The organism is Streptomyces johnsoniae, from assembly GCF_031845565.1.
Taxonomy (GTDB): Bacteria; Actinomycetota; Actinomycetes; order Streptomycetales; family Streptomycetaceae; genus Streptomyces; species Streptomyces johnsoniae.
The window spans coordinates 1-23,057 of sequence record NZ_JAVREV010000028.1; the positions used below are offsets into that span (position 1 = coordinate 1).

Consider the following 23,057-nt stretch of genomic DNA (forward strand, 5'->3'; position numbering starts at 1 on the left):
CCTCGGTCGGCGCCTTGAACGCGCGGATGCGGCAGCCGGCCGGGTTGAAGTGCCCGACGACGTGCTTGACCGTGCCGCCCTTGCCCGAGGTGTCCATGCCTTGGAGAACGAGCAGCAGGCGGCGCCGAGCCCGGCCGCGAACTCGTCCAGCGCCTTGACGGCCGCGCGCTGGCTCGGCTGCGCCGGGTCGGGCACGTAGGTGTCGAAGCGCACTCCGTCGAAGCGCGGCGGCGGCACCAGGTCGGTCACCAGGCGCTCGGCCGGCACGCGCGGATCGCGGGCGGTGAGGGCGGCGGGGGCCGGGGCCGGCCCGCCGGGCCGCGGGGTGCTGCTCGTGGACACAATCTCCCAGTCTACGCGGCGGCCGGTGCCCCGGCCGCCGGGCCGGAAGCGCGCCCGTATGCCACACTGCGCCCCATGCGACGCCTGTTCCCCCCGACCGCAGACGGCACCGATGGCGAGTGGGACCTGCTCGAACTGGCCGACGCCTACGCCTATCCCGCGGACGGTCCGTGGCTGCGGGCCAACATGGTCTCCTCGGCGGATGGTGCCGCGCACCACGGCGGGCGTTCCAAGCCGCTCTCGGGACCGGCCGACATGCGGGTGTTCGGGGTGCTGCGCGCCCTGGCCGACGTGGTGATCGTCGGTGCCGAGACCGTGCGCGAGGAGCGCTACCGGCCCGCGCGCCGGCGCGAGGAGTTCGCCGAGCGCCGGCGCGCGGGCGGGCAGACGACCGTTCCCGCCATCGCGGTCGTCAGCGCGAGTCTGCACCTCGACTTCTCGCTGCCGCTGTTCACCGAGCCCGTCGTGCCCACGCTCGTGCTCACCGGTGCCGCGGCTCCCCGCGCCGGTCTCGCCGCCGCGGCGGAGGCGGGGGTGCAGGTGGTCACGGCGGGGGAGGGGTCGGGCGTCGACCCGCGGCGCCTCAAGCCGGAGCTGGCGGCCCGCGGTTTCACGCGGCTGCTGACCGAGGGCGGCCCGCGCCTGCTGGGGCAGCTGGCGTCGGCGGGTGTGGTCGACGAACTGTGTCTGACCACCTCGCCGCGGATCACGGTGGGCACCGCGCCCCGGGTGATGAGCGGCCCGGAGTCCGGTGTTCCGCAGGAGTTCGAGCTGACCGGCGTGCTGGAGGACTCCGGCTTTCTCCTCAGCCGGTACCGCAGGGTCCGACAATCTGCGGAATGACATGTTCCGCTTATCCTGGTGTGGGCAGCCTTAAAGGCGCAACGTCCCGTGCGCCTACGGGGAAGGATGGTTTCTGCCGGGGTACGCGGGACCCGGCCCGACGAAGGGCGTTCCGATGATCACGACCGTTCTCATGATCGAGAAACCCCTGGTGCCCACGGACGTCGAGCTCGTCACCACCCTGCACGAGGGAGAGCGGCAGACCTTCGTGGTCCTGATGCAGCCGCGGGGCGATCAGGACCGGCTGCTGCGCGCGCTGGACGACGTCGCGCTGGGCGAGCTGGGGGACGCGGTGCGGGAGGGCGAGGAGCCGGAGGGCGAGGATGCGTTCCGGTCGGCGAAACTGGCGCTCGACCACTCCGTGCAGGCACTGCGCGAGGCGGGGGCCGAGGCCGTCGGCCGGCTCATCGAGGACCACCCGCTCGAACTGCTGTCCTCCGTGGTGCGGGAGACCGGCGCGGACGAGGTCGTCGTGCTGACCGCCCCGCACTTCGTGGAGGAGCTGTTCCACCGCGACTGGGCCTCCCGGGCCAGGCACAAGGTGGGGGTCCCGGTCCTCAAGCTGTTCGCCCACGCGGAATGAACGCGTCGCCGCCCGGCCGGGACCGGAACGGGCGGCGCCGGGTGCAACAATCGGGAGGCCACGCCTCGACCAGGGAGACTTCACCATGACACCGGCGATCCCGCCCGCGATGGACCGGCCGCACTTCATCGGCATCGGGGGAGCGGGCATGTCGGGGATCGCCAAGATTCTGGCCGGCCGCGGCGCCCGCGTCGCGGGCAGCGACGCCCGGGAGTCCGGCACGGCCGCCGCGCTGCGCGCCCTCGGCGCGGAGGTGCACATCGGGCACGCCACCGGTCACCTGGCGGCGGACGCGAGCTGCGTGGTGGTCTCGAGCGCCATCCGCGCGGACAATCCGGAGCTGGCCGAGGCCGCCAGGCGCGGTATCCCGGCCGTGCACCGCTCCGAGGCGCTGGCCGCGCTGATGACCGGCCTGCGGACGGTCGCGGTGGCCGGGACGCACGGCAAGACCACGACCACCTCGATGCTCGCCGTGGCACTGACCCACCTCGGCCTGTCCCCGACCTACGCCATCGGCGGCGACCTGGACGTGCCCGGGTCGAACGCGGAGTCCGGCACGGGGGACTTGTTCATCGCCGAGGCCGACGAGAGCGACCGCAGCTTCCACCGCTACCGGCCCGAGGTCGCGGTGATCCTCAACGTCGAGCTGGACCACCACGCCAACTACGCCTCGATGGACGAGATCTACGAGTCCTTCGAGATCTTCGCCGACCGCGTCGAGCCGGGCGGCACGCTGGTCATCAACGCGGACCAGGAGGGCGCGCGCAAGCTCACCGCCACCCTCGCCGGGCGCCGCGGGCTGCGGATCGTGACCTACGGCGATGCGTCTGACGCGGACTTCCGCGTGGTCCGCATCGTCCCCGACCGCCTGACCAGCGACGTCACCGTCGCGTTCGACGGCGGGGAGCTGACGTTCCGGGTCGCCGTGCCGGGCCGGCACTACGCGCACAACGCGGTCGCCGCACTGGCCGCCGGCGTGGCCGCGGGCGTGCCCGCGCCCGCACTGGCGCGCGCGCTCGGCGCGTACACCGGCGTGCGTCGCCGGCTCCAGCCCAAGGGCGAGGCGAACGGGGTGCTGGTGATCGACTCCTATGCGCACCACCCCACGGAGATGGCCGCCGACCTGGCGGCGATCCGCGGTGGTGCGGCCGGGGGGCGGGTGCTCGTCGTCTTCCAGCCGCACCTGTTCAGCCGCACGAAGGAGCTGGCGGACGAGATGGGCGCGGCACTCGCGCGGGCCGACGCCTGCCTGGTCCTCGACATCTATCCGGCGCGCGAGGACCCCATCCCCGGGGTGACGAGTGCGCTCATCGTGGCTGCGGCCCGCACGCGGGGGGCCGAGGTTCTCGCGGTGGCGGAGCAGGACGCCGTGCCCGGTGCCGTCGCGGGAATCGCGCGGCCGGGTGATCTCGTTCTCACCATGGGCGCGGGCGACGTCACCGAGCTCGGCCCGAAGATCCTCGCCCGGCTCGCCGGGTGAAGGAGGAGACAAGGAGCAAAGCCATGGCATACAAGGTCGAGAAGACGGACGAGCAGTGGCGCGACCAGCTGAGCGACGAGGAGTACCGCGTCCTGCGGCAGGCGGGCACCGAGCCGGCGTTCACGGGTGAGTACACCGACACCAAGACCGTCGGCGTGTACAACTGCCGGGCCTGCGGTACCGAGCTGTTCCGCTCCGACGAGAAGTTCGAGTCGCACTGCGGCTGGCCCTCGTTCTTCGACCCGGCCGGTACCGACGCCGTCGAGACCAGGACCGACAACTCCCTGCCGGGCCGCCCGCGGACCGAGGTGCTCTGCGCGACCTGCGGCTCGCACCTCGGCCACGTCTTCGCGGGCGAGGGCTACGACACCCCCACCGACCTGCGGTACTGCATCAACTCCATCGCCATCAGCCTGGCCCCCGCGGACCAGGGCTCCTGACCTGGCCGTGGCCGGCCCACCGGGCCGGCCACGCCCTCGCGCCGCCCGGCGCACAAAAGCAGTGGAGGACCGCGGGGGGCGCGCATCAGGATGGCGCGCATGTGGAGCACACTCCCGGCGTTCCTCGGCGCCTGCCTGCTGATCGCCATGTCTCCCGGCCCCAGCACGGTGCTGATCATCCGCAATGCGCTGCGCAGCCGCAGGGCGGGCATGCTCACCGTGCTGGGGAACGAGAGCGGCGTCTTCCTGTGGGGAATCTTCGCCGCGTTCGGCCTGACCGCCGTGCTCGACGCCTCGGAGATCGCCTACGACGTGCTGCGTGCGGTCGGCGCCGTCGTGCTCCTCGGCTTCGGCGTCCAGACCCTGCGCGCGGCCCGCCGTACGGGCCGCGCCGGGCTCGCGGACGCGATCCCCGACAAGGCCGCGGCGGGCGGGGTGCGCGACTACCGGGCCGGGCTGCTGCTGAACCTGGCCAACCCCAAGGCCAGCATCTTCGCCCTGGCCTTCCTGCCGCAGTTCGTGCCGCAGTCGGTGCCCGAGGGCGCCCCGCACCTGACGGCGATGGTGGCCCTGGCCGCGCTGTGGGCCGTGTTCGAGGTCGGCTACTACGCCCTCTACGTCTGGGGCGTGGACCGGATGCGCGCCCTGCTCTCCCGGCCGGGCGCGCGCCGGCGCCTGGAGCAGGTCTCCGGCGGCGTGCTGATCCTGCTCGGCATCAGGCTCGCCGTCGAGTCCTGACCGCCCCGCGCCCGGCGGCTCAGCCCTCGCCGAACAGACCGGTGTACTCGGCGTGCAGCGGCTCCCAGCCGTGCGCGCGGGCCTCCTCACCGACCGCGCGCGGCAGGTCGAGCCCGTCCAGCACGCCGGTGAGCGCGGCCAGGCAGAGGTGCCAGCCGGCCGCGTAGCTGGGGGCCTGGGGCCGGTCGGCGAAGGTGTGGACGAAGCGCAGCAGCGTGCCGCCGCCGGTCGGCGTCAGCTCGAAGCGCAGCTCGTCCTCGTCCCAGGTGAACACGAGCAGCCGCGGTGGCTGGACCGTGCGGACCTCGCCGCGCGGTGCCTGCTCCTCCCCGGGGCTCTCGGGCAGCTCGACCGGTCCCGGCGTGTCGAGGTCGCGGTCCGGCACGAAGGGCGCCCACCGGGGGATCTGGCCGGCCTCGGTGATCGCGGCCCACACCTCCTCGACGGGATGGGCGAATTCGCGGTCGAGGCTGAGGGACCAGCGGCCGTCGGCGGCCCGGCCGAGCGCGCCCTGAACCGGTTGCTGGGGGAGTGAGTCCGTCATGGTGCCTTCCTGGTGCCCTGGGCGCCGGGACGCGCCGCGCCCCGTACCGTTCCTTGCTGTTCCGTACCGTTCCGTGCCGTCAGCGGTCGGCCTCCGCGCCGCCCGCATCCGTCTCTGTCTCCGTCTCGGTCTCGGTCTCGGTCGCCGTCTCGCGGTGCGCCCTTCGGCGGTCGAGGTGCTCCTCCAGCGCGTCGAAGTGCAGGACCCACCGCTCCCGGTAGGGCCGCAGCCACTCCTCGACGTCGCGCAGCGGCATATCGGTCAGCCGGTAGACGCGCCGCCGGCCCTCCACACCGGCCTCGACCAGGCCCGCCTCGCGCAGCACCCGCAGGTGCTTCGAGACGTTCGGCTGGGAGAGGCCGAGGGCCCGGACGATCTCGCCCACGTCCCTGGGGGCCTGCCGCAGCAGGTCCAGGATGCGCCGGCGCGTGTCGTCCGCGAGTACCGCGAATCCGTCCACCACCCGAGTATCACTCTTCAGGCATATAACCGCAAGCGCATATGACCGGCTACTCCGCGCGCGCCAGGACGGCCGCGGACTCCGGCGGCAGGTCGAGACGGCCACCGGGACCCGGCGGCGCGCAGCGGTGCGTCGCGGCAAGCAGTTCGAAGCCGCCGGGACCGAGGTCCGCGGTGGCGGGGGCGTCCCGCGAGAAGTTCAGCGCCACCGTCAGCGGGCCGCTGTGCACCACCAGCCAGCCCGCGGCCTCGTCGAACGCCGCCGCCACGTCCGCGAGCCGCAGCCCGGCCGGCAGACGCTCGCGCCGGATGGCGATCAGGCTCCGGTGCCACTCCAGCCGCGCCGCCTCGCCGGGCCGCTCCGGGTGCACGGCCTGCCACGCGCGTTCCGGGTCCTCGGGCCACGGCAGGCAGGAACGTTCCCGCGTCGCCGGGTCCTGCGGATCGGGAATGTCGCCGGCCGCCCAGCCGTGCGCCTCGAACTCCCGGCGGCGGCCGGTCCGCACCGCCTCCGCGAGCGCCGGGTCCCGGTGGTCGGTGAAGTACTGCCAGGGGCTGGTCGCCCCCCACTCCTCGCCCATGAACAGCATCGGCGTGAACGGCCCGCACAGCACGAGCGCCGCGGCCAGCGCGGAACGGTCCTCGCCCGCCAGCGACGTCAACCGGTCACCCAGCGCCCGGTTCCCGATCTGATCGTGCGTCTGCGCGTAGCCCACCAGCCGGTGCGCCGGCGTCGCGGCCCGGTCCAGCGGCCGCCCGTGACTGCGGCCCCTGAACGCCGAATACCCGCCGGCGTGGAAGAAGCCGCCGGTCACGGTGGCCGCGAGCGCGGCCAGCGGGGCCCGCGCGAAGTCCGCGTAGTAGCCCTGCGCCTCCCCCGTCAGCGCGGTGTGCAGCGCGTGGTGGAAGTCGTCGTTCCACTGCCCGTGCAGTCCGAGGCCGCCCGCCTCGCGCGGCGCCGTGGTGCGCGGATCGTTCCGGTCGGACTCGGCGATCAGGAACAGCGGCCTGCCGCTCTCCGCGGCCAGCGCGTCGACCGCCGCGGACAGCTGGGCCAGCATGTGCTCGGCCCGGTCGTCGGCCAGCTCGTGAACCGCGTCGAGCCGCAGCCCGTCCAGCCGGTAGTCGCGCAGGAACGCCAGCGCGCTGCCGATGAAGTACGCGCGCACCTCGTCGGAGCCCGGCGCGTCCAGATTGACGGCGGAACCCCACGGCGTGTGGTGCCGGTCGGTGAAGTACGGGCCGAACTCGGGCAGCCGGTTGCCCGAGGGGCCCAGGTGGTTGTGCACCACGTCGAGGACGACCCCGAGGCCGTGCCCGTGTGCCGTGTCGACGAAGCGCTGGAGCCCCTCCGGGCCGCCGTACGGCTCGTGCACCCCCCAGGGCGCCACCCCGTCGTAACCCCAGCCGTGCAGCCCGGGGAACGGGTTCACCGGCATCAGTTCGACGTGGGTGATACCGAGCGCGGCGAGGTGGCCGAGCCGCGCCGCCGCCGCGTCGAACGTGCCCTCGCGCGTGAACGTCCCGACGTGCAGCTCGTACAGCACGGCGCCGTCGAGGCCGCGCCCGGGCCACGGCTGCCGCCACTCGAACGTGTCCTGGTCGGTCACCGCGCCCGGCCGCTCCGGCCCGTCCGGCAGCCGCCGGGCGCGGGGGTCGGGCAGCACCTCCCCGTCGTCGAGCGCGAAGCCGTAACGGTCGCCGGGCCGCGCCTCCGCCTCGACCCGCCACCAGCCCTCCCGTGCCTCGTGCGGCTCTGGGGCCATGGCGATGGGCCGGCCTGACAGCTGGAGCGTGACGCGCCGGGCCCGCGGGGCCCAAACCTCGAAGAGCATGGACACCATGCTCCGTGCCGGGGCGGCGGAATGGCCAGACCGCCGCCCCGGCGTGTGGTTACGGCGCGGACATGCAGAACCTGATCTGCGTCACCGGATAGCCCGCCCGGGTGAACGCCGCCGCCATCGGGGCGTTCCCCAGGTCCGTGGCCGCTTCGATTCTTTCGGCGCCCTCGGCCGCCAGCGCGTGCGTGCACTCCGCCAGCAGGTCGTAGCCGTAGCCGTGACCGCGCTGCTCAGGCACGACGCCGACGAAGCCGACCACAGGCGACACCTGGTTGCGCGCCGGGACCTCGATGCCGACGAGGTCACCGCCAGGCGTCCAGGCCAGCCGCCACCAGTCGCGCGGCGAGGGACACCAGTGGAAGAAGTCCAGCTCGTCCTGCGCCGCCAACGCGATGCCGCCCCGTTCCACCGCGCGCTGCGCGTGCGCGTCCAGGGTGCTGCTGTGCACACGCCGCAGCACCTCCAGGATCACCGCGTCGTCCGGCTCGGGCCGGAACTCAAGCCGCCCCGGGCGCTCCGGCAGTCCGCGGGCGGGCGTCCACGTATAGCGGTAACGCTCGACCAGCGGCCGGTAACCGGCCTCCCGGGCGGCGTCGATCCGTGCCTCCGCCGCCGCGCCCACGGCCGGGTCGGCCCGCCACTCCGGCGGCAGGATCAGCTCGAAGTCCGCACGCAGCGGCGTTTGCCGGAGCAGTTGCACGGCGGCGGCCCGGTCGGTGAAGTCGAACCAGTCCAGCGCGATCGGCGCCGCGTCCTCGGGCCCGCCCCAGAACGCGGCCCGCGCGACGACCTCGCCGCCGCGCAGCGCGACCCACGTCCACTCGGGCCGGTAGGCACCGCCCGACCGAAGCGTCCCGTACCCGTCGTGCGGGGGACCGAGCAGCGGACGGCCGACGAGCCCGGGGGTGGGCAGGGAGGTGAAAACCTCGCGCGCCTCGTCCTCGGCGAGCGCGCGAATGACCAGATCAGTGGTCATGAGAGTCCTTCCGGAAGCGTGGCACGCCTCCGGTCAGCCCGGAAAACGCCCGGCGGAGGGGCGGCGGAAGCGCGCACGGGTGAAAACACCTGTCGTGATGTCGGACATGACGCGCCTCCTTCCTCAACTCATGGGCGTGCGCACACAGTAGGTCGTCGGCGTCGCCCGTGTCCACCGCTGCGCGCCTGGACAGGCGCGCAGCGCGTCGCGAGAATTCCGGTATGACGTTCGTGGAGCACAGCGCCTTTCCGCCGCGTATATCGGACGCGGACCGGGAGCGCGCGCTCGACGTGCTCCGCGAAAGCATGGTCGAGGGGCGGGTGTCGCAGGACACCTTCCTGCGCCGCGTCGAGCTGATCATGGCGGCCCGGCTGCCGACCGACCTGTCCGCGGTGCTCCGCGATCTGCCGGACCGCGCGCCCGCCGCCGCGCCGCGGACCGGCTGGGTGGCCGACTCGTTCACCAGGCTCGTGACGTTCCCCGGGCGGATGCGGCTGGCCTGGGAGTCGCGCCGGCTGCCGGAGCTGGTGCTGCCCGCCCGCGGTCGCGGCCCGCTGCTGATCGGCCGCGTGCCCGGTTCCGGGCTCAGGCTCAACGACGCGAGCGTCTCGCGGCAGCACGCCGTGCTGACCGGCGCCGGTCAGGGCTGGCTGCTGCGCGATCTGGGCTCGGCCAACGGCACGTGGGTCAACGGGCGCCGGGTCGCGGACAGCGCGCCGGTCGGCCCGGGGGACCATGTGAGGTTCGGCGCCGTGGCGTTCCGCCTGGCGGCCCTCACCGAGGGCCCCTACGGCGCCTGAACGTTTCGCCGGGCGCGGGGCCCGCGGTGGGCGCGCGTCGCGCGGGAAGCCGGTCTGCCGCCCTGGCGGGGGCTGGGAGGTGGGGCGGCAGACCGGAGTTCCGGTGGGGCCGGGTGGGCTCAGCCCAGCAGCAGGCCGTTCACGGACCGCACGACCGAGGCGACGACGGGCGAGACCTCACCCGGGGCGCCGTGCCCGGCGTGGGCGTCGTGCCCGGTGTGCGTGCTCAACTCCTCGCTCACGTGCGGGGCGTTCTCGGACTCGAACGCCTCGGCCGCCGCCTCCGACTCCGCGATCCCGGCGTCGGTGACGCCCGGGACGGTGACTTCGCCGTTGCCGCCGTTGAAGTCGACGTCGGCGCAGCTGTAGAAGGTTTCCTGGCTGTCGGAGCGTTCCCAGACGGTGTAGATGATGTGGCGGCCGGTTTTGCCGGTGGGGAGTTGGGATTCCCAGTAGTACTCGGATTCCGCGTTGCCGACGTTGCCGCGGTAGGGCGGGTCGGTTTCGGAGTGGAAGGGTTCGTCTTCGATGTCGGCCCAGGTGAGTGGCTGGGTGGGGTCCCAGCTGTCCTCGGTGACGTATTGGTGGAAGGTGCCGGGGTGGTGGGCCCAGGGGTTGTAGGTGAACTCGTAGGTGTCGCCCGCGGTCACGTTGGTGTAGGGCCAGTCGGCGTGTGGCAGGTCGAAGCCGGAGAAGTCGTTCACCGTCGCGGCGCCGCTGCACAGCTGTCCGTCGGGGATGAAGCCTTCGGTCCGGCCGCCGCCGTTGGACTGGAGCACGGAGAACCAGTTGTAGAAGGCGTTGGCGCCGCCGGCCTCAAGTGCCGCCTGGCAGGCGGGGTTCGTGGGGTTCACCGCGCCGGTGCTGTCGAGGCTGTACTTCCAGCACAGGTAGGTGCGGCTCCCGGGGTCCATCGGTGCGCCGTGCGCGGATGCGGTGCCACCGGTGAACACCACCGTGGCCATGGCCGGCAGGGCGGCCAGCGCGGTCAGCAGTCCCGTCCTGCGCAGCCACGCGCGGCTCTCTGCTCGGTCTCTCATCGCGTTGCGTCCCTTCGCCGTGATGAGGTGGGGGAAACCAGGAGCATGGGAGCGCTCCCAATTTTGGACCGTAGCGCCGGGAAACTCCTCCTGTAAAGGGTCGTGACGTGACGGGCTGCCCGGGCCCGTCCGGTGTCACGCGTCCGGTCCCGGCCGCCGCGCGGGCGGCGGCCGGGACCGTTCCGGCGGGGTCGTGTCAGGACGCGCCGCAGCTGATCGCCGCACTCGCCGGCGGCGGGGTGCCGAGCGAGGTGTAGCCGAACGAGGTGGACGCGCCCGGCGCCAGGGAGCCGTTCCACGCGACGTTGTCGACCATGATGTGGTCACCGTGGGCCGTCCAGGCGCCGTTCCAGACGCTCTGGATCTCGTTCCCGCCCGGCTGGCTCCACGACGCGGTCCAGTTGCTGATCGGCGCGTCGCTGTTGTTGGTGACCGTGACCTCCGCCTGGAAGCCGCCGTTCCAACTGCTCACCGTGCCGAGGCTCGCCGCGCAGAAGCCGTCCCCGGGGCCCGGGTCCGGATCGGGGCCGGGGTCCGGGTCCGGGTTGCCGCTGTCGCCCGGGACGGTGACTTCGCCGTTGCCGCCGTTGAAGTCGACGTCGGCGCAGCTGTAGAAGGTTTCCTGGCTGTCGGAGCGTTCCCAGACGGTGTAGATGATGTGGCGGCCGGTTTTGCCGGTGGGGAGTTGGGATTCCCAGTAGTACTCGGATTCCGCGTTGCCGACGTTGCCGCGGTAGGGCGGGTCGGTTTCGGAGTGGAAGGGTTCGTCTTCGATGTCGGCCCAGGTGAGTGGCTGGGTGGGGTCCCAGCTGTCCTCGGTGACGTATTGGTGGAAGGTGCCGGGGTGGTGGGCCCAGGGGTTGTAGGTGAACTCGTAGGTGTCGCCCGCGGTCACGTTGGTGTAGGGCCAGTCGGCGTGTGGCAGGTCGAAGCCGGAGAAGTCGTAGACCGTGGCGCCGCCGCTGCACAGCTGTCCGTCGGGGATGAAGCCTTCGGTCCGGCCGCCGCCGTTGGACTGGAGCACGGCGAACCAGTTGTAGAAGCCGTTCGCCCCGCTCTCCTGGAGCGCGGCCCGGCAGGCGGGGTTGCTCGGGTCGATCGCACCGCTCTGGTTGACGCTGTACTTCCAGCACAGGTAGGTGCGGCTCCCGGGGTCCATCGGTGCGCCGTGCGCGGATGCGGTGCCACCGGTGAACATCACCAGGCAGAGCGCGGGCAGCGCGGCGAGGAGGGTCAGCAGGGCCGGTCTTCTCAAGTGCGGGCGGGGGGTTGGCCGTTCTCTCATCGTGTTGCGTCCCTTTCGCCGTGATCTGGGTGGGAGCGCTCCCAGGTGCCGTGACCGTAGCGGCGGGCGACGGTGCTGTAAAGAGAAGGCGCAGGAGATGTGCGCACATGCGGTGAACGGGTGAAGTCCGCCCGCCCCGCCCGCCCTTGCCATGACCGGGAAGCGGCGCGGCCGCCTCGGCCGGTGTCAGGATGCCGCGCGAGCGCGGAGGGCGGACCGCCGCCGCCCCGGCGCGTGCCCGAGTGTCAGATGGAGCTGCCGCTTTCCTGGGGAGAGAGGCGGGGGCCCGGGGCCGCATCGGTGGGCGGGGCCAGTCCGGCCTCCCGCAGCACCCGGTCCACGGTGTCCGCCAGGGCACTCGACTCGGCGACCACCGTTTCGACACCACCGGGCAACAGGTCGAGCGGCCGGTACCAGTCCCGCATCTCCGCCTCGCCGTACTCCGCTGCCTGCGGCTTCGTGGTGTGGCGGCGGAGTGTTTCGTCGAACGACACATCGAGGTAGAAGTGGTGCGTCCGCCCCCGGTGGTCCCGTCGCAGTGCTTCGAGCATCGACCCGTAGTGCGCCGCGTACAGGATGCCTTCGACCACGACGTGGTAGTGGTGATCAAGCGCGTAGCGGGCGACGGTGTCGATGAGACCGATGTTCGCGCCCTCGGGAGTGTCCCTCTCGCGGAGCACGACACGCCGGAGATTGTCCTGACCGACCAGGGCGATGCCTCGTCCGTACCGTGCGCGCACCTCGGCGGCGACCGCGGACTTCCCCGCGGCGGAGTTGCCGCGGAGCACGATCAGCCGAGTCGTCGCCGAACCCACCATCATTCGCGGGACCCTACCCGCATCGCCGTCCGCGGGCGCGTGCTCCGGAGTGCCGGGCTCAGTCCTCCCGCACCAGCAGCGCCACCGGTTCCGGGGCCAGGAGCTGGGACAGCCGCGCCCGCCCGTGCACCGTCCGGCCGCTGCGCAGCTCCCGCCACGTTCCCGGCGGCAGCGGCAGCCGGGTGTCCTCCCAGCCGCCCGTGTGGTCGAGGCGCCGGGAGAGCCGGGTGACCGCCGTGATCGCCCGGCCGCTGCGCACGAACGCCAGGCAGTGCCCGGCCGCCGCGCCCTCGGCGGCCAGCGGCTGGTAGTCGGCCAGTTCGCCGAACCACTCCGGGTTGTCGCGCCGCAGCCGCAGCGCCGTGGCGGTCAGCCGCAGCTTCTCCGTGGCCAGGTCGTAGCCGGTCGTCGACGCGTCGCCGAGCGCCGCCAGTTGCGCGATCGGCAGCTGGGGGAGCCGGCGGTTGTCCGGGTCGACCAGCGCCAGGTAGTGCCGTTCGCTGCCGCGGTAGACGTCGGGCACCCCCGGCATGGTCAGATGCAGCAGCGCGGAGCCCAGGATGTTGGCCCGGATCTGCGGTGCCAGCTCGCGCGCGAACTCGGTGAGCGGATACAGCGGGGGCCCGCACGGACCCGCGAGCACGAACCGTTCGACCGCCGCCTCGTACGCCGGCTCCTGCTCGGTCCAGCTCGTGTGCAGCCCGGTCTCCCTGACCGTCTTCAGCATCGCGGCGAGCAGCCGTTCCCGATCGGGGAAACCCAGGGCGAACGCGGTCTGCCACGTGGCCCACGCCACGTGCGGGTCCGGGGCCCGCACTCCGGCCCTCGCGGTCGACTCGGTCAGCCTGGTGACGAGTTCCGACCATCCGCGCGGATGTTCGCTCAACGCGCTGACGGTGGCTCTGACATCGCCGCTGCGCTTGGTGTCGTGCGTCGACAGAACGGTCCCGGTCAGCGGCCAGTCGCGTTGCAGCCGCGCGCAGAACGAGTGGAACGCGTCGGGCGGCAGCGCGGGCTGCCCCGGGTCGCCGCCGACCTCGGCGGCGGAGAGCAGCGGGGCGTACCGGTAGCAGGCGGTGTCCTCCACCGCCTTGGCCCGCAGCGCGGAGGAGACCTGCGCGAAGCGCACCCGGAAGTCCGTCAGGCCCTCGCCCTCCCCGAACCGCCCCAGCGCCAGCTCCCTGACCGTGTCCACCGCCGCCGCCTCGGCCGCGACGGGGAACATCGCCCGCGCCCCGTCCGCCGCCGTCACCAGCATCGCCTCGTCGACCGGCGAGGGCGGCGCGTCCGCCGTCACATACGGCCGGTACACCGGCAGCCGCACCAGCAGCTCCGTCAGCGCGGAGCGCAGCGCCCACGGCGCGTGGTCCCGCAGCCGCAGCTCGGGCACCCGCGCGCACAACGCCACCGCGGTGCGCGTCAGCCGTTCGCTCTCGGCCGCCAGCTCGTGACTGATCATCTTGTACGCGGCCCGCCGCGTCGTCGGCGTCCACTCGCCGCCCAGATCCGGCGGGGCGCCGGTGAACGCCCGGTAGTGCTCGGTGAGTTCGGCGCAGCCTTCCGGGTCGGTGAACATCGCGTCGATGTGCCGCAGCGCGTCGTACCCGGTGGTGCCCGCGATGGGCCAGCTCGCCGGCAGCTGCTCGCCGGGGCCGAGGATCTTCTCCGCCACGATCCAGGCGCCGCCGCTGCGCCGGTGCAGCCGCCCCAGGTAGCCGCCCGGATCGGCCAGGCCGTCCGGGTGGTCGACGCGCAGCCCGTCAAGGACTCCCTCGTCCAGCAGCCGCAGCACGACCGCGTGGGTCGCCTCGAACACCTCCGGGTCCTCCACGCGCACCCCGATCAGCTCGGAGATGGCGAAGAAGCGGCGGTAGTTCACCTCGGTCCTGCCAAGCCGCCACCACGCGAGGCGGTAGTGCTGGGAGTCGAGCAGCTCGGGCAGCGGCAGTTCCTCGGTGCCGGGCCGCAGCGGGAACGTGCGGTCGGCGTACCGCAGCACGCCGTCCGCCACGGAGAGCCGGTCCAGCTCCTCGCCGAGCGGCCCGCCGAGCACGGGCAGCAGCACCCGGCCGCCACCGGCCGCCCAGTCGATGTCGAACCAGCCCGCGCGCGCCGCCCCGGGACCGTCCCGCAGCACCTCCCACAGCGGCCCGTTCAGCTCCGCGCGCACCGGCACCGCCATGTGGTTGGGCACGATGTCGACGATCAGCCCCAGGCCCTCCGCGCGCGCCGCCGCCGACAGCCGCCGCAGACCCTCCTCGCCGCCCAGCTCCCCCCGCACCCGCGTGTGGTCGGTCACGTCGTAGCCGTGCCCCGAGCCGGGCACCGCCTCAAGCACGGGCGACAAGTGGAGGTGGGAAATGCCCAGATCGGCCACGTAGGGCACGATCTCGGTCGCCGCCGCGAACGGGAAATCCGGCTCCAGCTGGAGCCGGTAGGTAGACGTGGGCGTGTGGCGCGCTGGCGTCATGGAAACCCTCTGCCCCGACGGCCGTGCGGACAAGCGCAGTTGATTCCCGACTGTGCTGCACGTGCGGCGGGTGCCGCAGTAGGCTTCCTTGATCCATCAGTGGGGCGGAAGGCGGTGCAGGCGGTGAGCTCTTCGGGGCTGGAGCTGCCCTCGGGAAACGGGGGTGAGACCGCCGAGGCCCAGCCGGGGGCGGTGCCGGTGCCGCGCCCCGTGGAAATCGGGGCCGACCTGGAGTGGAGCGCCCAGGACTGGTCGGAGGTCCGCACCCGCGTGGAACGGGCGGGCCGTGCGTACGTCTGGCTGAACCTGGTGGAGCAGCGGCTGCGGTCCGTGGTGGCCGCGGTGCTGCGTCCGGTGTACGAGCCGGTGCACGGCGAGGAGTGGGAAGTCGCCGCCGCCGGGCCGACCGGGCAGGAGTGGGTGCAGCGGGCCGCGGCCCTCCGCGAGGTCAGCCGCCGCAAGGGGCATCTGATCGATCCTGCCGATGACACGGTGCTCGCCTTCCTCACCCTTCCGCAACTGCGTGAACTCATGGTGCAGCACTGGCCGTGCTTTGCGCCGTATTTGGACAACAGGCGCGAGGTCGAGCTGACTCTCGACGAGCTGGAGGTGGCGCGCAGCGCCGTCAACCGCAACCGCGGCATGAGCCGGGCCGTGCTGGAGCAGGCGGAACGGGGCTGCGCCCGGCTGCTGCGGCTGCTCGACTCCGGGGCGCCGCCGTCCGCGGGGCGGCTGCCCGCGGACGCCGTGGAGCACCTGGTGGGTGACCGGTTCACGGATGTGGCGGGCGTCCACCCCGACCGCGTCAGGCTCCAGCGGCAGCTGCCGGCCGAGGAACTGTTCGGCGGCGCACGGCGCCTGGACGCGGTCGGTATAGGGCTCGGGCTGCTGGTGCAGAACTATCCGGGGCGGCGCCTGGTGCGCCTGGCGGAGTCGGGCTGCCGGATGCGGCTGCTGTTCCTCAACCCGGCGAGCGGCGCCATGCGCCGCCGCGAACGCGAACTCGGCCTCAAACGCGGCGAGCTGGGCCGCTCGGTCGAGACGAACATTCTCCATATGCGCCGCGTCCGCGGGCGGGTCCGCGATCCGCAGGCGTTCGACATCCACGTCTTCGACGACACCCCCAGGTTCAGCGCCTACTTCGTGGACGCCGACGAGCCCGACGGGGTTGCGGTCGTGCAGTCATATCTTCGGCGCAGTCGTGGCATGGAGACCCCCGCCCTGGTGCTGCGCCGCGCCGGGCGGGAGATAGTGCAACGCGACGACCCCGCCGCCGACGGCGAGCTGAGTCTGTACGAGACCTACCGCGAGGAATTCGAGTACGCCTGGGAGAACTCCCGCCCGGTGTCCTGATGCCCGCCCGCTCACCGCACGGGCGGGGCGGCCGCCGTGTGGCGCAGCAGGTCGGGGCAGCACGCGGCCAGGGTGGCCATGGCCGCGACGGTCAGCAGCCCGCCGCCGCTGATCGCCCAGGCCGTGCCGAACGCCGCGCCCGCCGGGCCGTGCACGAGGTGGGCCACCCACGGCCCGCCCGCCGACACGACCGTCACCAGCCCCTGCAGACGGCCCCGCACCTCGTCCGTGACCGCGGCCTGGAGCACGGTCGTGCGGAAGACGCTCAGCAGCATGAGTGCCGCGCCGCCCACCACCAGGCAGCACAGCGCGAGCCACAGCCGGTGCGTGAGCCCGAACGCCGCGACCGCACCGCCCCAGACGCACACGGCCACGGTGATCACCAGACCGTGCCTGCGCAGGCCGGTGAACGCGCCGGAGCACGCCCCCGCGAGGACCGCGCCGAGCGGCACGGCGGCGCTGAGCAGCCCCAACGCCATCCCGCCGCCCGCCGGATCGCCGAACGTCTCCTGCGAGAGCTGCGGCAGCAGCGCGGCGGGATTGCCCAGCACCATGGCCACGAGATCGGCGAGCAGGACCACGAGCAGCAGCCGCTGCCCCGCCAGGTACCGCAGGCCGCCGGCGATCCCCCCGTCCGCCCGCGCGTCGGGCAGCGCCGCCGGCGGCAGTGGCGGCAGCAGCGCCACGGCCCTGAGCATCACGCACAGCGCCGCCGCGTCCAGCAGGTACAGCGGCGCCACGCCCGTCACCGGCAGCAGGGCGCCCGCGAGCAGCGGCCCCACCACAGGACCCGCCCACCGGACCATCGCGTCCAGCGCGTTGGCCGCGGGCAGCCGTTCGGCGGGCACCAGCCGCGGCACGACCGCGCCGCGCGCCGCCATGTTCGCGCCGAGGCAGCCCTGCAACAGCCCGAGCAGCACGAACAGCGCCGCCACCGAGCCGAGCCCGGCCGCGGCCTGGGCCCACAGCAGCACGCACACCAGCGCGATGCCGCCGTTCGTCACCAGCAGCAGGCGGCGCCGGTCCACCGCGTCGGCCAGCACACCGCCCCACAGCGCGGCGGCGGTCAGCGGGCCGAGGGCCGCCACCGCGGACAGGCCGACCCACGCGGACGAGCCGGTGAGGTCGTAGATCTGGAGGGGCACGGCGACGGCCGTGCAGCTCGCCCCGACCGCCGTCACGGCCCCCGAGGCCCACAGCCGGCGGAACGCGGCGATCCGCAGCGGCCTCAGATCCATCCCTCGCACGCCCATGGCAGCCTGGACGCACGGCCGGGCGCCGCCGGTTGCGGCGCGCCCCGGTGTTCCCGGGGCGGCTGCCGCGGCGATTCCGCTCTCGGCGAATCTGCTGACGGCAGGCCCGCCTTCCCCGCGCCGCGTCCCGCGGGCAGCATTCGCGGTATGAGCACTCGGACACTGCTGATCCTCGGGGGAACCGGATTCGTCGGCCGCGCCGCCGCCGAGGAGGCGCTGGCGCGCGGCTGGCACGTCACTGTGCTCAACCGGGGGCGCGCCGCCCCGCCGCCCGGCGTCCGCGCGCTGCGCGGGGACCGCACGGCGGACGGCGGGCTCGCGGCACTGGCCGAGGGGGAGTGGGACCACGTCCTCGACACCTGGAGCGACGCGCCCGTGGCCGTGCGGGACGCCGCCCGGCTGCTCGCCGGACGGGCCCGCCACTACACCTACATCTCCAGCCGTTCCGTGTACGCCTTCCCCATGGCCGCGGGCGCGGCCGAGGACGCGCCGGTCATCGACGCCTCGCCCGACGCGGAGGCGACCGAGTACGCGGCGGACAAGCGCGGCGGCGAGCTGGCCGCCACGGCGGAGTTCGGCGCCGACCGCACCCTGCTCGTCCGCTGCGGCATCATCCTCGGCCCGTACGAGGACGTCGGCCGCCTGCCGTGGTGGCTGACGCGCATCGCCCGCGGCGGCCGGGTGCTCGCCCCCGGCCCGCGCGACCTGCCGCTCCAGTACGTCGACGCGCGCGACCTCGCCGCCTGGGCCCTCGACGCGGCGGACGCCGGGCTGAGCGGCCCCTACGACCTGGTCAGCCCGCCGGGCCACACCACCATGGGCCGGCTCCTGGACACCTGCGTCCGCGTGACCGGCTCCACGGCGCGGCTCTGCTGGACCGATCCGGAAACGGTGCTCGCCGCCGGTGTCATCCCGTGGACGCAGCTGCCGGTGTGGCTGCCGCCTGGGGAGGTCCACGACGCGCTGCACGGCTCCGATGTCGGCAAGGCCCTGGCCGCGGGCCTGCGGTGCCGACCGGTCACCGAGACCGTCGAGGCCACCTGGGCCTGGCTCACCGGCCTCCCTGACGGCGTTCCCGGCCGCCCGGAACGCTCCCCGGTCGGCCTTGACCCGGAAACCGAGGCCAGGGTTCTGGGCCCGGCGTGACCGCGCGGGACGCGGTCACGGTGTGCCGGGCGGGGTGACCGGCAGGCCGGCGCGGCGCCAGCTCTGGAAGCCGCCGTCGAGGTCCGTCGCGCGGTGCAGCCCGATCGCCCGCAGCGAGGCCGCCGCGAGCGAGGACGCGTAGCCCTCGTCGCAGAAGACGATCCACCGCACGTCCCGGTCGGCCGCTTCGGGTACCGACGCGCCGCTGGCCGGGTCGCAGCGCCACTCCAGGTGGTTCCGTTCGATGATCAGCGCGCCCGGGATCGTGCCGGACGCGGCGCGCTGGAACTCCGGGCGGGTGTCGACCAGTACGGCGCCGGACCGCACGGCGTCGTGCGCCTGCCGCGGGCCGAGCCGGTCCAGCGCGCCGCGCACCGCGGCCAGGTGGCCGCCGATCGTCAAGGTCCCTGCTTCGCTTGCCGCTTCGTCCACTGCCTCGTCCACTGCCTCGCTCCGTTCCTGTTGCCGGCCGGTCAATCCGTGATGGTGTCGGTGCGGACCACGGCCAGCCGCCCGTCCGCCTCCCGCCGGTAGTAGGTCTGGGTGGTCAGCGCGGGCGCGTAGGCGTGGATGCTCACGGCGGGCCGCTCGTCCGCGTTCGTCACCTGGTGGACGTACCCGGGCCCGAAGGCACGCACGTCCCCGGTGCCGAGCCGCCGCCCGCCGTCGGCGGGCGCGGGGAAGGCGTGCTCGGTGAGCGTGCCCGCCACGACGCCGAACGAGCCGGCTGAGCCGCCGTGGTCGTGGATCTCGGTGCCCTGGCCGGGCAGCCAGGTCAGCAGCCACACCTCGTAGGCGTCCGTCCGCTCAAGCCGCCGGTAGCTGCGGTCCGGGGCGGTGAAGCGCACCAGTGGGCGCCACAGACCGGTCCTGGCGGCGAAACGGCGGACGGTGCGGGCGAGTTGTGCGGAGGGGATGGCGGCAGGGGCCGACGCGGACATGAGAGACCTCGCGGAAGGGTGTCGGGGCGAACGGGAACGGCGGAGAACGCCGCGCCCGCGGCAGACACCGGGCGAGCGCGGCCGTCAGGGACGACCGCGGCGACACAGCGCGCTGGCCACGCGGACGAGGTCCACGTGCTCTCGGGAGAAGAAGCGCTTGCTGGTCGGCACGGGGTCAGAGTGACAGCGTGTTCGTCCAACGGTCAAGCCGGCGGCGGAAATACCTTGACGGTCACGTGCACTACTGGCATGCTCACCTATCGTGAGCCAGGCTGACTTCCTTGTCGTGCGTCTGCACGTCGACCTCCGACGGCAGGCCAGCGCCATCTGTGCCGCCGGTCGCTGACCGCGCCAGCCGACTTCGCCGCTCCCGCATTTCCCTTTCGTCTCTCCCTTGCGCAGGGTCCGCACGCAGTGCTGCGTGGCGCCGTGCCGCGGGGTGAATTCGGCTGCCCACCCATGCATCTCCCAGCTCGGCGCTCAGGGCTCGGCTCAGGGCCCAGGGCTCAGAAAGGCAGCAGCATGACCACCACCGATTCCGACCTGCGCAGGATCGGCGGACGGATCGGCCCCGAATTCGTCGGCGTCGACCACAAGGCGGTCTTCTTCCGTGGCCAGGACCTCGACGACGCAGAGCATCACACCCCTGCCGCCGCGGCCCGAACCGCGACCACAGATAGGAGCCGATCCATGCGGCACCTCACCGCTCTCCCCGCTCTCCCCGACCTCCCCGACCTGTCCGACGTGACGGTGACCCTCGTCCCGCGGGGCGCCGACGGCACGGACGGCACGGACAGCACCGTTCCGCTCGTCGGCTACCTCGTACTGGCCCCGGCCGGCACCCAGTTGACGCAGCTCACCGAACTGCTGGCCGCCGCACCGGCACCCGCACCCCGCCCCGCGCCCGCGGAAGCCGGCATCACGGTGGACCCCGAGGAGCGCACCGCGGCGGTCGACGGCCGGCCGCTGGCCCTGACCTACCTCGAATTCGAGCTGCTGGCCCACCTGGTGGGCCATCCGCACCGGGTGTACACCCGCGAGCAGCTGGTGGCCACCATCTGGGGCTACGGCCCGGTGGGGGACCAGCGAACGGTCGACGTGCACGTGGCACGGCTGCGCCGCAAGCTGGGCGCGGCCCACCGCGAGCGGATCGTGACGGTGCGCCGGGTGGGCTACAAGTACGTGCCCGCCGCCTGATCAGCCGGCGAGCAGGCGGTCGGCGCGCGGCGCGCCGGCCGCCGCCGCCCAGCGGCGCAGCACGAGCGCGGCCAGCTCGGGCGCGTCCCCGAGCACCGGGGCGACGAGGTCGGCGCCGGCCGCGCGGGCTCCGGCCAGGATGCGGTCGGGCAGCCGTCCCGGCGCGATCACGAACGGCGCCACGGCCACCCGGCGGATGCCGTCCGCGCGCAGCGCGCGGACGGCATCCGCCGTCGTGGGCGGGGCCGCGGAGGCGAACGCGGTCCGCACCGCGCACCGGCCGGACGCCAGCCGCCAGTGCCGGGCGAGGCGGCCGACCGCGGCCAGGGCGCCCGGGTCGGAGGAGCCGGCCGAGGCGAGCACGACGCCGGTCTCCCGCCACTGGGCCGGCGAGAGACCGGCCGAGGACCCGGCCAGCCGCCGTTCCAGCGCGCCGAGCAACAGCGGGTCAGGACCGGGGACATCGGCCTGCCGGACGGCGAGTCCCGGCAGCCGCGCCTCCTGCGCGGCGAGGACGGCCGGGATATCGGTTCTGGCGTGGAACGCGTGGGAGAGCAGCAGCGGAACGGCGACCACGTCCCGTTCGCCCTCCGTGTGGAGCCGCGCGAGCACCTGGTCCACGCCCGGCACGGTGAAGTCGAGAAAACCCGTCTCCACCCGCAGTCCCGGCGCGCGGCGGCGGACCCGCGCGGTCAGCGCGGCGATGGTCGCCGCGTGCCGCGGGTCGCGGCTGCCGTGGGCGACCAGGAGCAGCACCGGGCGGCCGCGGCCCGCGGGCGCCCGGCACGCGGCCTCAGGCGACACGGGCCAGGAGCCCGCGGCTGCGCAACACCCGGCGCTCGAGCGGGGAGAAGAACAGCAGGTCGATCGCGACGCCGACCACCAGGATCAGGATGATCGTGGCGAGCACACCCGACATGTTCTGCATGGTCCTGAAGCCCTCCATCAGCTGGCCGAGACCGGTGCCCAGGCTCGGCGACTGCACGATCAGCTCGGCCGCCATCAGCGAACGCCAGGAGAACGCCCAGCCCTGCTTCAGCCCGGCCAGGTAGCCGGGCAGCGCGGCGGGGAGCAGCACGTGCCGGACGCTGGTCAGTCCGCGGGCGCCGAGCATCCGCCCGGCCCGCAGGTACAGCGGCGGGATCTGGTCGACGCCCGAGACGATGCCGTTGGCGATGGACGGCACGGCGCCGAGCAGGACCACCGCGTAGATGGTGCCGTTGGTGAGGCCGAACCAGATGATGGCCGCCGGCACCCACGCGATCGAGGGCAGCGACTGGAGGCCGGTCAGCACCGGGCCGATGGCCGCCCTGACCAGCTTCACGCGGGCCACGACCAGGCCGAGCGGCGTGCCGACGGTCACGGCGATGAGGAAGCCGAGGATGCCGCGCGAGACGCTGGTCCAGATGTACTCGAACAGCGTGCCCTGCCGCCACATCTCGGCGAACTCGTCGCCCACGTCGAGCGGGCTCGGCAGCAGGTAGTCCGGCTGGACGTCGGCGACGTACACCAGCTGCCAGATCGCGAGCACCAGGCCGATCGCGACGATCGGCGGCAGGACCTTCGTCACCAGAATCCGGCCGACCGGCAGGCGTTCGGCCGCCTCCTTGGTCTCCAGCGCGTCGAGTCCCGCTTCGAGACCGGCCAGGTCGGTGGTGCCGGTCCGCCCCGGCTGTGTCTCACTGCTGGCCATGGCGGCGGATCTCCTCCCGGAGTCGTTCGGTGATCTCCACGGACAGCGCGGAGACCTCGGCGTCCTCGATGCGGCGCGGCTGGTCGATGCCGACCCGCCACTCGTGGACGATGCGTCCTGGCCGGGAGGACAGCAGGATGACGCGCTGGGCCAGCCGCACCGCCTCCCGCACGTTGTGCGTGACGAACAGCACGGACACCCCGGTCTCGTTCCAGATGCGGGTCAGCTCCTCGTGCAGCACGTCCCGCGTGATCGCGTCCAGCGCGGCGAACGGCTCGTCCATCAGCAGCAGCCGGCTGTCCTGGGCGAGGGCCCTGGCCAGCGCGACGCGCTGCCGCATGCCGCCGGACAGCTCGTGCACGCGTTTGCCGTACGCGCCCGTCAGCCGCACCAGCGTGAGCAGCCGTTCGGCCTCGGGCCCGCGCTCGTTCTTCGGAACGCCGCGCAGCCGCAGCGCCAGCTCGATGTTTCGGCCCGCGGTCAGCCACGGGAAGAGCGCGTGCTCCTGGAACATCAGCGCCGGGCGCCCGCCGGGGACCGCGATGGTCCCGGCGGACGCCGCGTCGAGCCCGGCGGTCAGGTTGAGCAGGGTCGACTTGCCGCAGCCGGAGGCGCCGATGAGGGTGACGAACTCGCCGGGGGCGACGTCGAGACTGATGTCGTCCAGGACGAGCTGCTGCTTGCCGGGCCGGCCGAAGGACTTGGATACGTGGTCCAGGCGCACGGCGAACTCGGTCTCGGTGCCGCCGTCGCTGCCGGGCTTGTCGAGGGCGAGGGCCATCGGGTCACCTCCTGAGGTGGGTGGGGCGGGGCCG

General features: G+C 73.7%; 24 protein-coding genes and 1 pseudogene. 10 read left to right on the plus strand and 15 right to left on the minus strand.

Annotated elements, in window-relative coordinates:
• Positions 1-130, minus strand: a pseudogene (locus tag RM779_RS32010) (polyphosphate kinase 2 family protein); the annotation flags it as partial.
• A gap of 287 nt (positions 131-417) precedes the next feature.
• Here RM779_RS32010 and RM779_RS32020 point away from each other — a divergent pair.
• The 5 genes from RM779_RS32020 (at position 418) to RM779_RS32040 (ending at position 4,426) form a co-directional block, all read left to right on the plus strand.
• The gene (locus RM779_RS32020) at positions 418-1,185 is read left to right on the plus strand and encodes a pyrimidine reductase family protein (RefSeq protein ID WP_311621307.1); all 768 of its coding nucleotides are present in this window, start codon (positions 418-420) and stop codon (positions 1,183-1,185) included.
• Positions 1,186-1,300: 115 nt separating this feature from the next.
• Positions 1,301-1,768, plus strand: a complete 468-nt coding sequence (locus RM779_RS32025) for an indole-3-glycerol phosphate synthase (protein ID WP_311621308.1) — start codon at positions 1,301-1,303, stop codon at positions 1,766-1,768.
• Between the two features lie 85 nt (positions 1,769-1,853).
• On the plus strand, positions 1,854-3,248 hold the full coding sequence (gene murC / locus RM779_RS32030) for a UDP-N-acetylmuramate--L-alanine ligase (protein WP_311621309.1): 1,395 nt from the start codon (positions 1,854-1,856) through the stop codon (positions 3,246-3,248).
• A 23-nt stretch (positions 3,249-3,271) separates the two neighbouring features.
• On the plus strand, positions 3,272-3,688 hold the full coding sequence (gene msrB, locus RM779_RS32035; RefSeq protein WP_311621310.1) for a peptide-methionine (R)-S-oxide reductase MsrB: 417 nt from the start codon (positions 3,272-3,274) through the stop codon (positions 3,686-3,688).
• Between the two features lie 99 nt (positions 3,689-3,787).
• Positions 3,788-4,426 (plus strand): LysE family translocator, encoded by a 639-nt coding sequence (locus RM779_RS32040; protein WP_311621311.1) that lies wholly within the window; start codon positions 3,788-3,790, stop codon positions 4,424-4,426.
• A gap of 19 nt (positions 4,427-4,445) precedes the next feature.
• On the opposite strand, the gene RM779_RS32045 is transcribed toward RM779_RS32040, so the two are convergent.
• From RM779_RS32045 to RM779_RS32060, 4 genes are all read right to left on the minus strand, one after another.
• A complete protein-coding gene (locus RM779_RS32045; RefSeq protein WP_311621312.1) occupies positions 4,446-4,970 on the minus strand; it encodes an SRPBCC family protein in 525 nt (174 codons plus the stop codon).
• A 79-nt stretch (positions 4,971-5,049) separates the two neighbouring features.
• Entirely contained in the window at positions 5,050-5,430 is a 381-nt protein-coding gene (locus tag RM779_RS32050; RefSeq protein WP_311621313.1) for an ArsR/SmtB family transcription factor, read from the minus strand.
• 49 nt (positions 5,431-5,479) lie between these two features.
• Entirely contained in the window at positions 5,480-7,264 is a 1,785-nt protein-coding gene (gene treZ, locus RM779_RS32055; protein ID WP_311621314.1) for a malto-oligosyltrehalose trehalohydrolase, read from the minus strand.
• Between the two features lie 58 nt (positions 7,265-7,322).
• Complete coding sequence (locus RM779_RS32060) at positions 7,323-8,246, minus strand: GNAT family N-acetyltransferase (protein WP_311621315.1); 924 nt, start codon at positions 8,244-8,246, stop codon at positions 7,323-7,325.
• 221 nt (positions 8,247-8,467) lie between these two features.
• Between RM779_RS32060 and RM779_RS32065 the strand changes: the two genes are divergently transcribed.
• Positions 8,468-9,046, plus strand: coding sequence for a DUF1707 and FHA domain-containing protein (locus RM779_RS32065; protein WP_077058364.1), 579 nt, complete (start codon positions 8,468-8,470; stop codon positions 9,044-9,046).
• A gap of 119 nt (positions 9,047-9,165) precedes the next feature.
• On the opposite strand, the gene RM779_RS32070 is transcribed toward RM779_RS32065, so the two are convergent.
• From RM779_RS32070 to treY, 4 genes are all read right to left on the minus strand, one after another.
• The gene (locus tag RM779_RS32070) at positions 9,166-10,086 is read right to left on the minus strand and encodes a lytic polysaccharide monooxygenase auxiliary activity family 9 protein (protein WP_311621316.1); all 921 of its coding nucleotides are present in this window, start codon (positions 10,084-10,086) and stop codon (positions 9,166-9,168) included.
• A gap of 196 nt (positions 10,087-10,282) precedes the next feature.
• On the minus strand, positions 10,283-11,371 hold the full coding sequence (locus RM779_RS32075; RefSeq protein ID WP_311621317.1) for a lytic polysaccharide monooxygenase: 1,089 nt from the start codon (positions 11,369-11,371) through the stop codon (positions 10,283-10,285).
• Positions 11,372-11,616: 245 nt separating this feature from the next.
• Entirely contained in the window at positions 11,617-12,189 is a 573-nt protein-coding gene (locus tag RM779_RS32080) for a P-loop NTPase family protein (RefSeq protein ID WP_311621353.1), read from the minus strand.
• Between the two features lie 58 nt (positions 12,190-12,247).
• A complete protein-coding gene (treY, locus tag RM779_RS32085) occupies positions 12,248-14,659 on the minus strand; it encodes a malto-oligosyltrehalose synthase (protein WP_311621318.1) in 2,412 nt (803 codons plus the stop codon).
• Positions 14,660-14,782: 123 nt separating this feature from the next.
• On the opposite strand from treY, the gene RM779_RS32090 reads away from it, so the two are divergent.
• The gene (locus RM779_RS32090; protein ID WP_311621319.1) at positions 14,783-16,012 is read left to right on the plus strand and encodes an SAV2148 family HEPN domain-containing protein; all 1,230 of its coding nucleotides are present in this window, start codon (positions 14,783-14,785) and stop codon (positions 16,010-16,012) included.
• An 11-nt stretch (positions 16,013-16,023) separates the two neighbouring features.
• Here RM779_RS32090 and RM779_RS32095 read toward each other — a convergent pair whose 3' ends face one another.
• Entirely contained in the window at positions 16,024-17,250 is a 1,227-nt protein-coding gene (locus RM779_RS32095) for an MFS transporter (RefSeq protein WP_311621320.1), read from the minus strand.
• Between the two features lie 162 nt (positions 17,251-17,412).
• Between RM779_RS32095 and RM779_RS32100 the strand changes: the two genes are divergently transcribed.
• Positions 17,413-18,411 (plus strand): NAD-dependent epimerase/dehydratase family protein, encoded by a 999-nt coding sequence (locus RM779_RS32100; RefSeq protein WP_311621321.1) that lies wholly within the window; start codon positions 17,413-17,415, stop codon positions 18,409-18,411.
• Between the two features lie 15 nt (positions 18,412-18,426).
• Here RM779_RS32100 and RM779_RS32105 read toward each other — a convergent pair whose 3' ends face one another.
• Both RM779_RS32105 and RM779_RS32110 read right to left on the minus strand, forming a co-directional pair.
• Positions 18,427-18,813 carry a rhodanese-like domain-containing protein gene (locus RM779_RS32105; RefSeq protein ID WP_311621322.1) on the minus strand — a complete coding sequence of 129 codons (387 nt, stop codon included), beginning with the start codon at positions 18,811-18,813 and terminating at the stop codon, positions 18,427-18,429.
• 71 nt (positions 18,814-18,884) lie between these two features.
• Positions 18,885-19,352: a cysteine dioxygenase gene (locus RM779_RS32110; RefSeq protein WP_311621323.1), complete on the minus strand. Its 468-nt coding sequence runs from the start codon at positions 19,350-19,352 to the stop codon at positions 18,885-18,887.
• A 262-nt stretch (positions 19,353-19,614) separates the two neighbouring features.
• Between RM779_RS32110 and RM779_RS33830 the strand changes: the two genes are divergently transcribed.
• Both RM779_RS33830 and RM779_RS32115 read left to right on the plus strand, forming a co-directional pair.
• Positions 19,615-19,698, plus strand: a complete 84-nt coding sequence (locus tag RM779_RS33830) for a putative leader peptide (RefSeq protein WP_107484989.1) — start codon at positions 19,615-19,617, stop codon at positions 19,696-19,698.
• 344 nt (positions 19,699-20,042) lie between these two features.
• Positions 20,043-20,549, plus strand: coding sequence for a winged helix-turn-helix domain-containing protein (locus RM779_RS32115; protein ID WP_394813442.1), 507 nt, complete (start codon positions 20,043-20,045; stop codon positions 20,547-20,549).
• Here RM779_RS32115 and RM779_RS32120 read toward each other — a convergent pair whose 3' ends face one another.
• From RM779_RS32120 to RM779_RS32130, 3 genes are read right to left on the minus strand one after another with little or no spacing between them, the layout of a single operon-like run.
• Entirely contained in the window at positions 20,550-21,353 is an 804-nt protein-coding gene (locus RM779_RS32120; protein WP_311621325.1) for a sirohydrochlorin chelatase, read from the minus strand.
• A complete protein-coding gene (locus tag RM779_RS32125; RefSeq protein WP_311621326.1) occupies positions 21,343-22,242 on the minus strand; it encodes an ABC transporter permease in 900 nt (299 codons plus the stop codon). Before RM779_RS32125 ends, RM779_RS32120 begins: the two co-directional genes overlap by 11 nt.
• Entirely contained in the window at positions 22,229-23,023 is a 795-nt protein-coding gene (locus tag RM779_RS32130) for an ABC transporter ATP-binding protein (protein ID WP_077058355.1), read from the minus strand. The genes RM779_RS32125 and RM779_RS32130 overlap by 14 nt, the downstream gene beginning before the upstream one ends.
• Between the last annotated feature and the right edge of the window lie 34 nt (positions 23,024-23,057).

Excerpts from the sequence above, each read along its gene's own strand:
- RM779_RS32065 (WP_077058364.1), top strand. The coding sequence starts at position 8,468 with ATGACGTTCGTGGAGCACAGCGCCTTTCCGCCGCGTATATCGGACGCG.
- RM779_RS32025 (WP_311621308.1), top strand. The coding sequence starts at position 1,301 with ATGATCACGACCGTTCTCATGATCGAGAAACCCCTGGTGCCCACGGAC.
- RM779_RS32070 (WP_311621316.1), bottom strand. The coding sequence starts at position 10,086 with ATGAGAGACCGAGCAGAGAGCCGCGCGTGGCTGCGCAGGACGGGACTG.
- RM779_RS32040 (WP_311621311.1), top strand. The coding sequence starts at position 3,788 with ATGTGGAGCACACTCCCGGCGTTCCTCGGCGCCTGCCTGCTGATCGCC.
- RM779_RS32080 (WP_311621353.1), bottom strand. The coding sequence starts at position 12,189 with ATGGTGGGTTCGGCGACGACTCGGCTGATCGTGCTCCGCGGCAACTCC.
- RM779_RS32110 (WP_311621323.1), bottom strand. The coding sequence starts at position 19,352 with ATGTCCGCGTCGGCCCCTGCCGCCATCCCCTCCGCACAACTCGCCCGC.
- murC (WP_311621309.1), top strand. The coding sequence starts at position 1,854 with ATGACACCGGCGATCCCGCCCGCGATGGACCGGCCGCACTTCATCGGC.
- RM779_RS32020 (WP_311621307.1), top strand. The coding sequence starts at position 418 with ATGCGACGCCTGTTCCCCCCGACCGCAGACGGCACCGATGGCGAGTGG.
- treZ (WP_311621314.1), bottom strand. The coding sequence starts at position 7,264 with ATGCTCTTCGAGGTTTGGGCCCCGCGGGCCCGGCGCGTCACGCTCCAG.
- RM779_RS32075 (WP_311621317.1), bottom strand. The coding sequence starts at position 11,371 with ATGAGAGAACGGCCAACCCCCCGCCCGCACTTGAGAAGACCGGCCCTG.
- RM779_RS32115 (WP_394813442.1), top strand. The coding sequence starts at position 20,043 with ATGCGGCACCTCACCGCTCTCCCCGCTCTCCCCGACCTCCCCGACCTG.
- RM779_RS32125 (WP_311621326.1), bottom strand. The coding sequence starts at position 22,242 with ATGGCCAGCAGTGAGACACAGCCGGGGCGGACCGGCACCACCGACCTG.
- msrB (WP_311621310.1), top strand. The coding sequence starts at position 3,272 with ATGGCATACAAGGTCGAGAAGACGGACGAGCAGTGGCGCGACCAGCTG.
- RM779_RS32060 (WP_311621315.1), bottom strand. The coding sequence starts at position 8,246 with ATGACCACTGATCTGGTCATTCGCGCGCTCGCCGAGGACGAGGCGCGC.
- RM779_RS32100 (WP_311621321.1), top strand. The coding sequence starts at position 17,413 with ATGAGCACTCGGACACTGCTGATCCTCGGGGGAACCGGATTCGTCGGC.
- RM779_RS32095 (WP_311621320.1), bottom strand. The coding sequence starts at position 17,250 with ATGGATCTGAGGCCGCTGCGGATCGCCGCGTTCCGCCGGCTGTGGGCC.
- treY (WP_311621318.1), bottom strand. The coding sequence starts at position 14,659 with ATGACGCCAGCGCGCCACACGCCCACGTCTACCTACCGGCTCCAGCTG.
- RM779_RS32130 (WP_077058355.1), bottom strand. The coding sequence starts at position 23,023 with ATGGCCCTCGCCCTCGACAAGCCCGGCAGCGACGGCGGCACCGAGACC.
- RM779_RS32045 (WP_311621312.1), bottom strand. The coding sequence starts at position 4,970 with ATGACGGACTCACTCCCCCAGCAACCGGTTCAGGGCGCGCTCGGCCGG.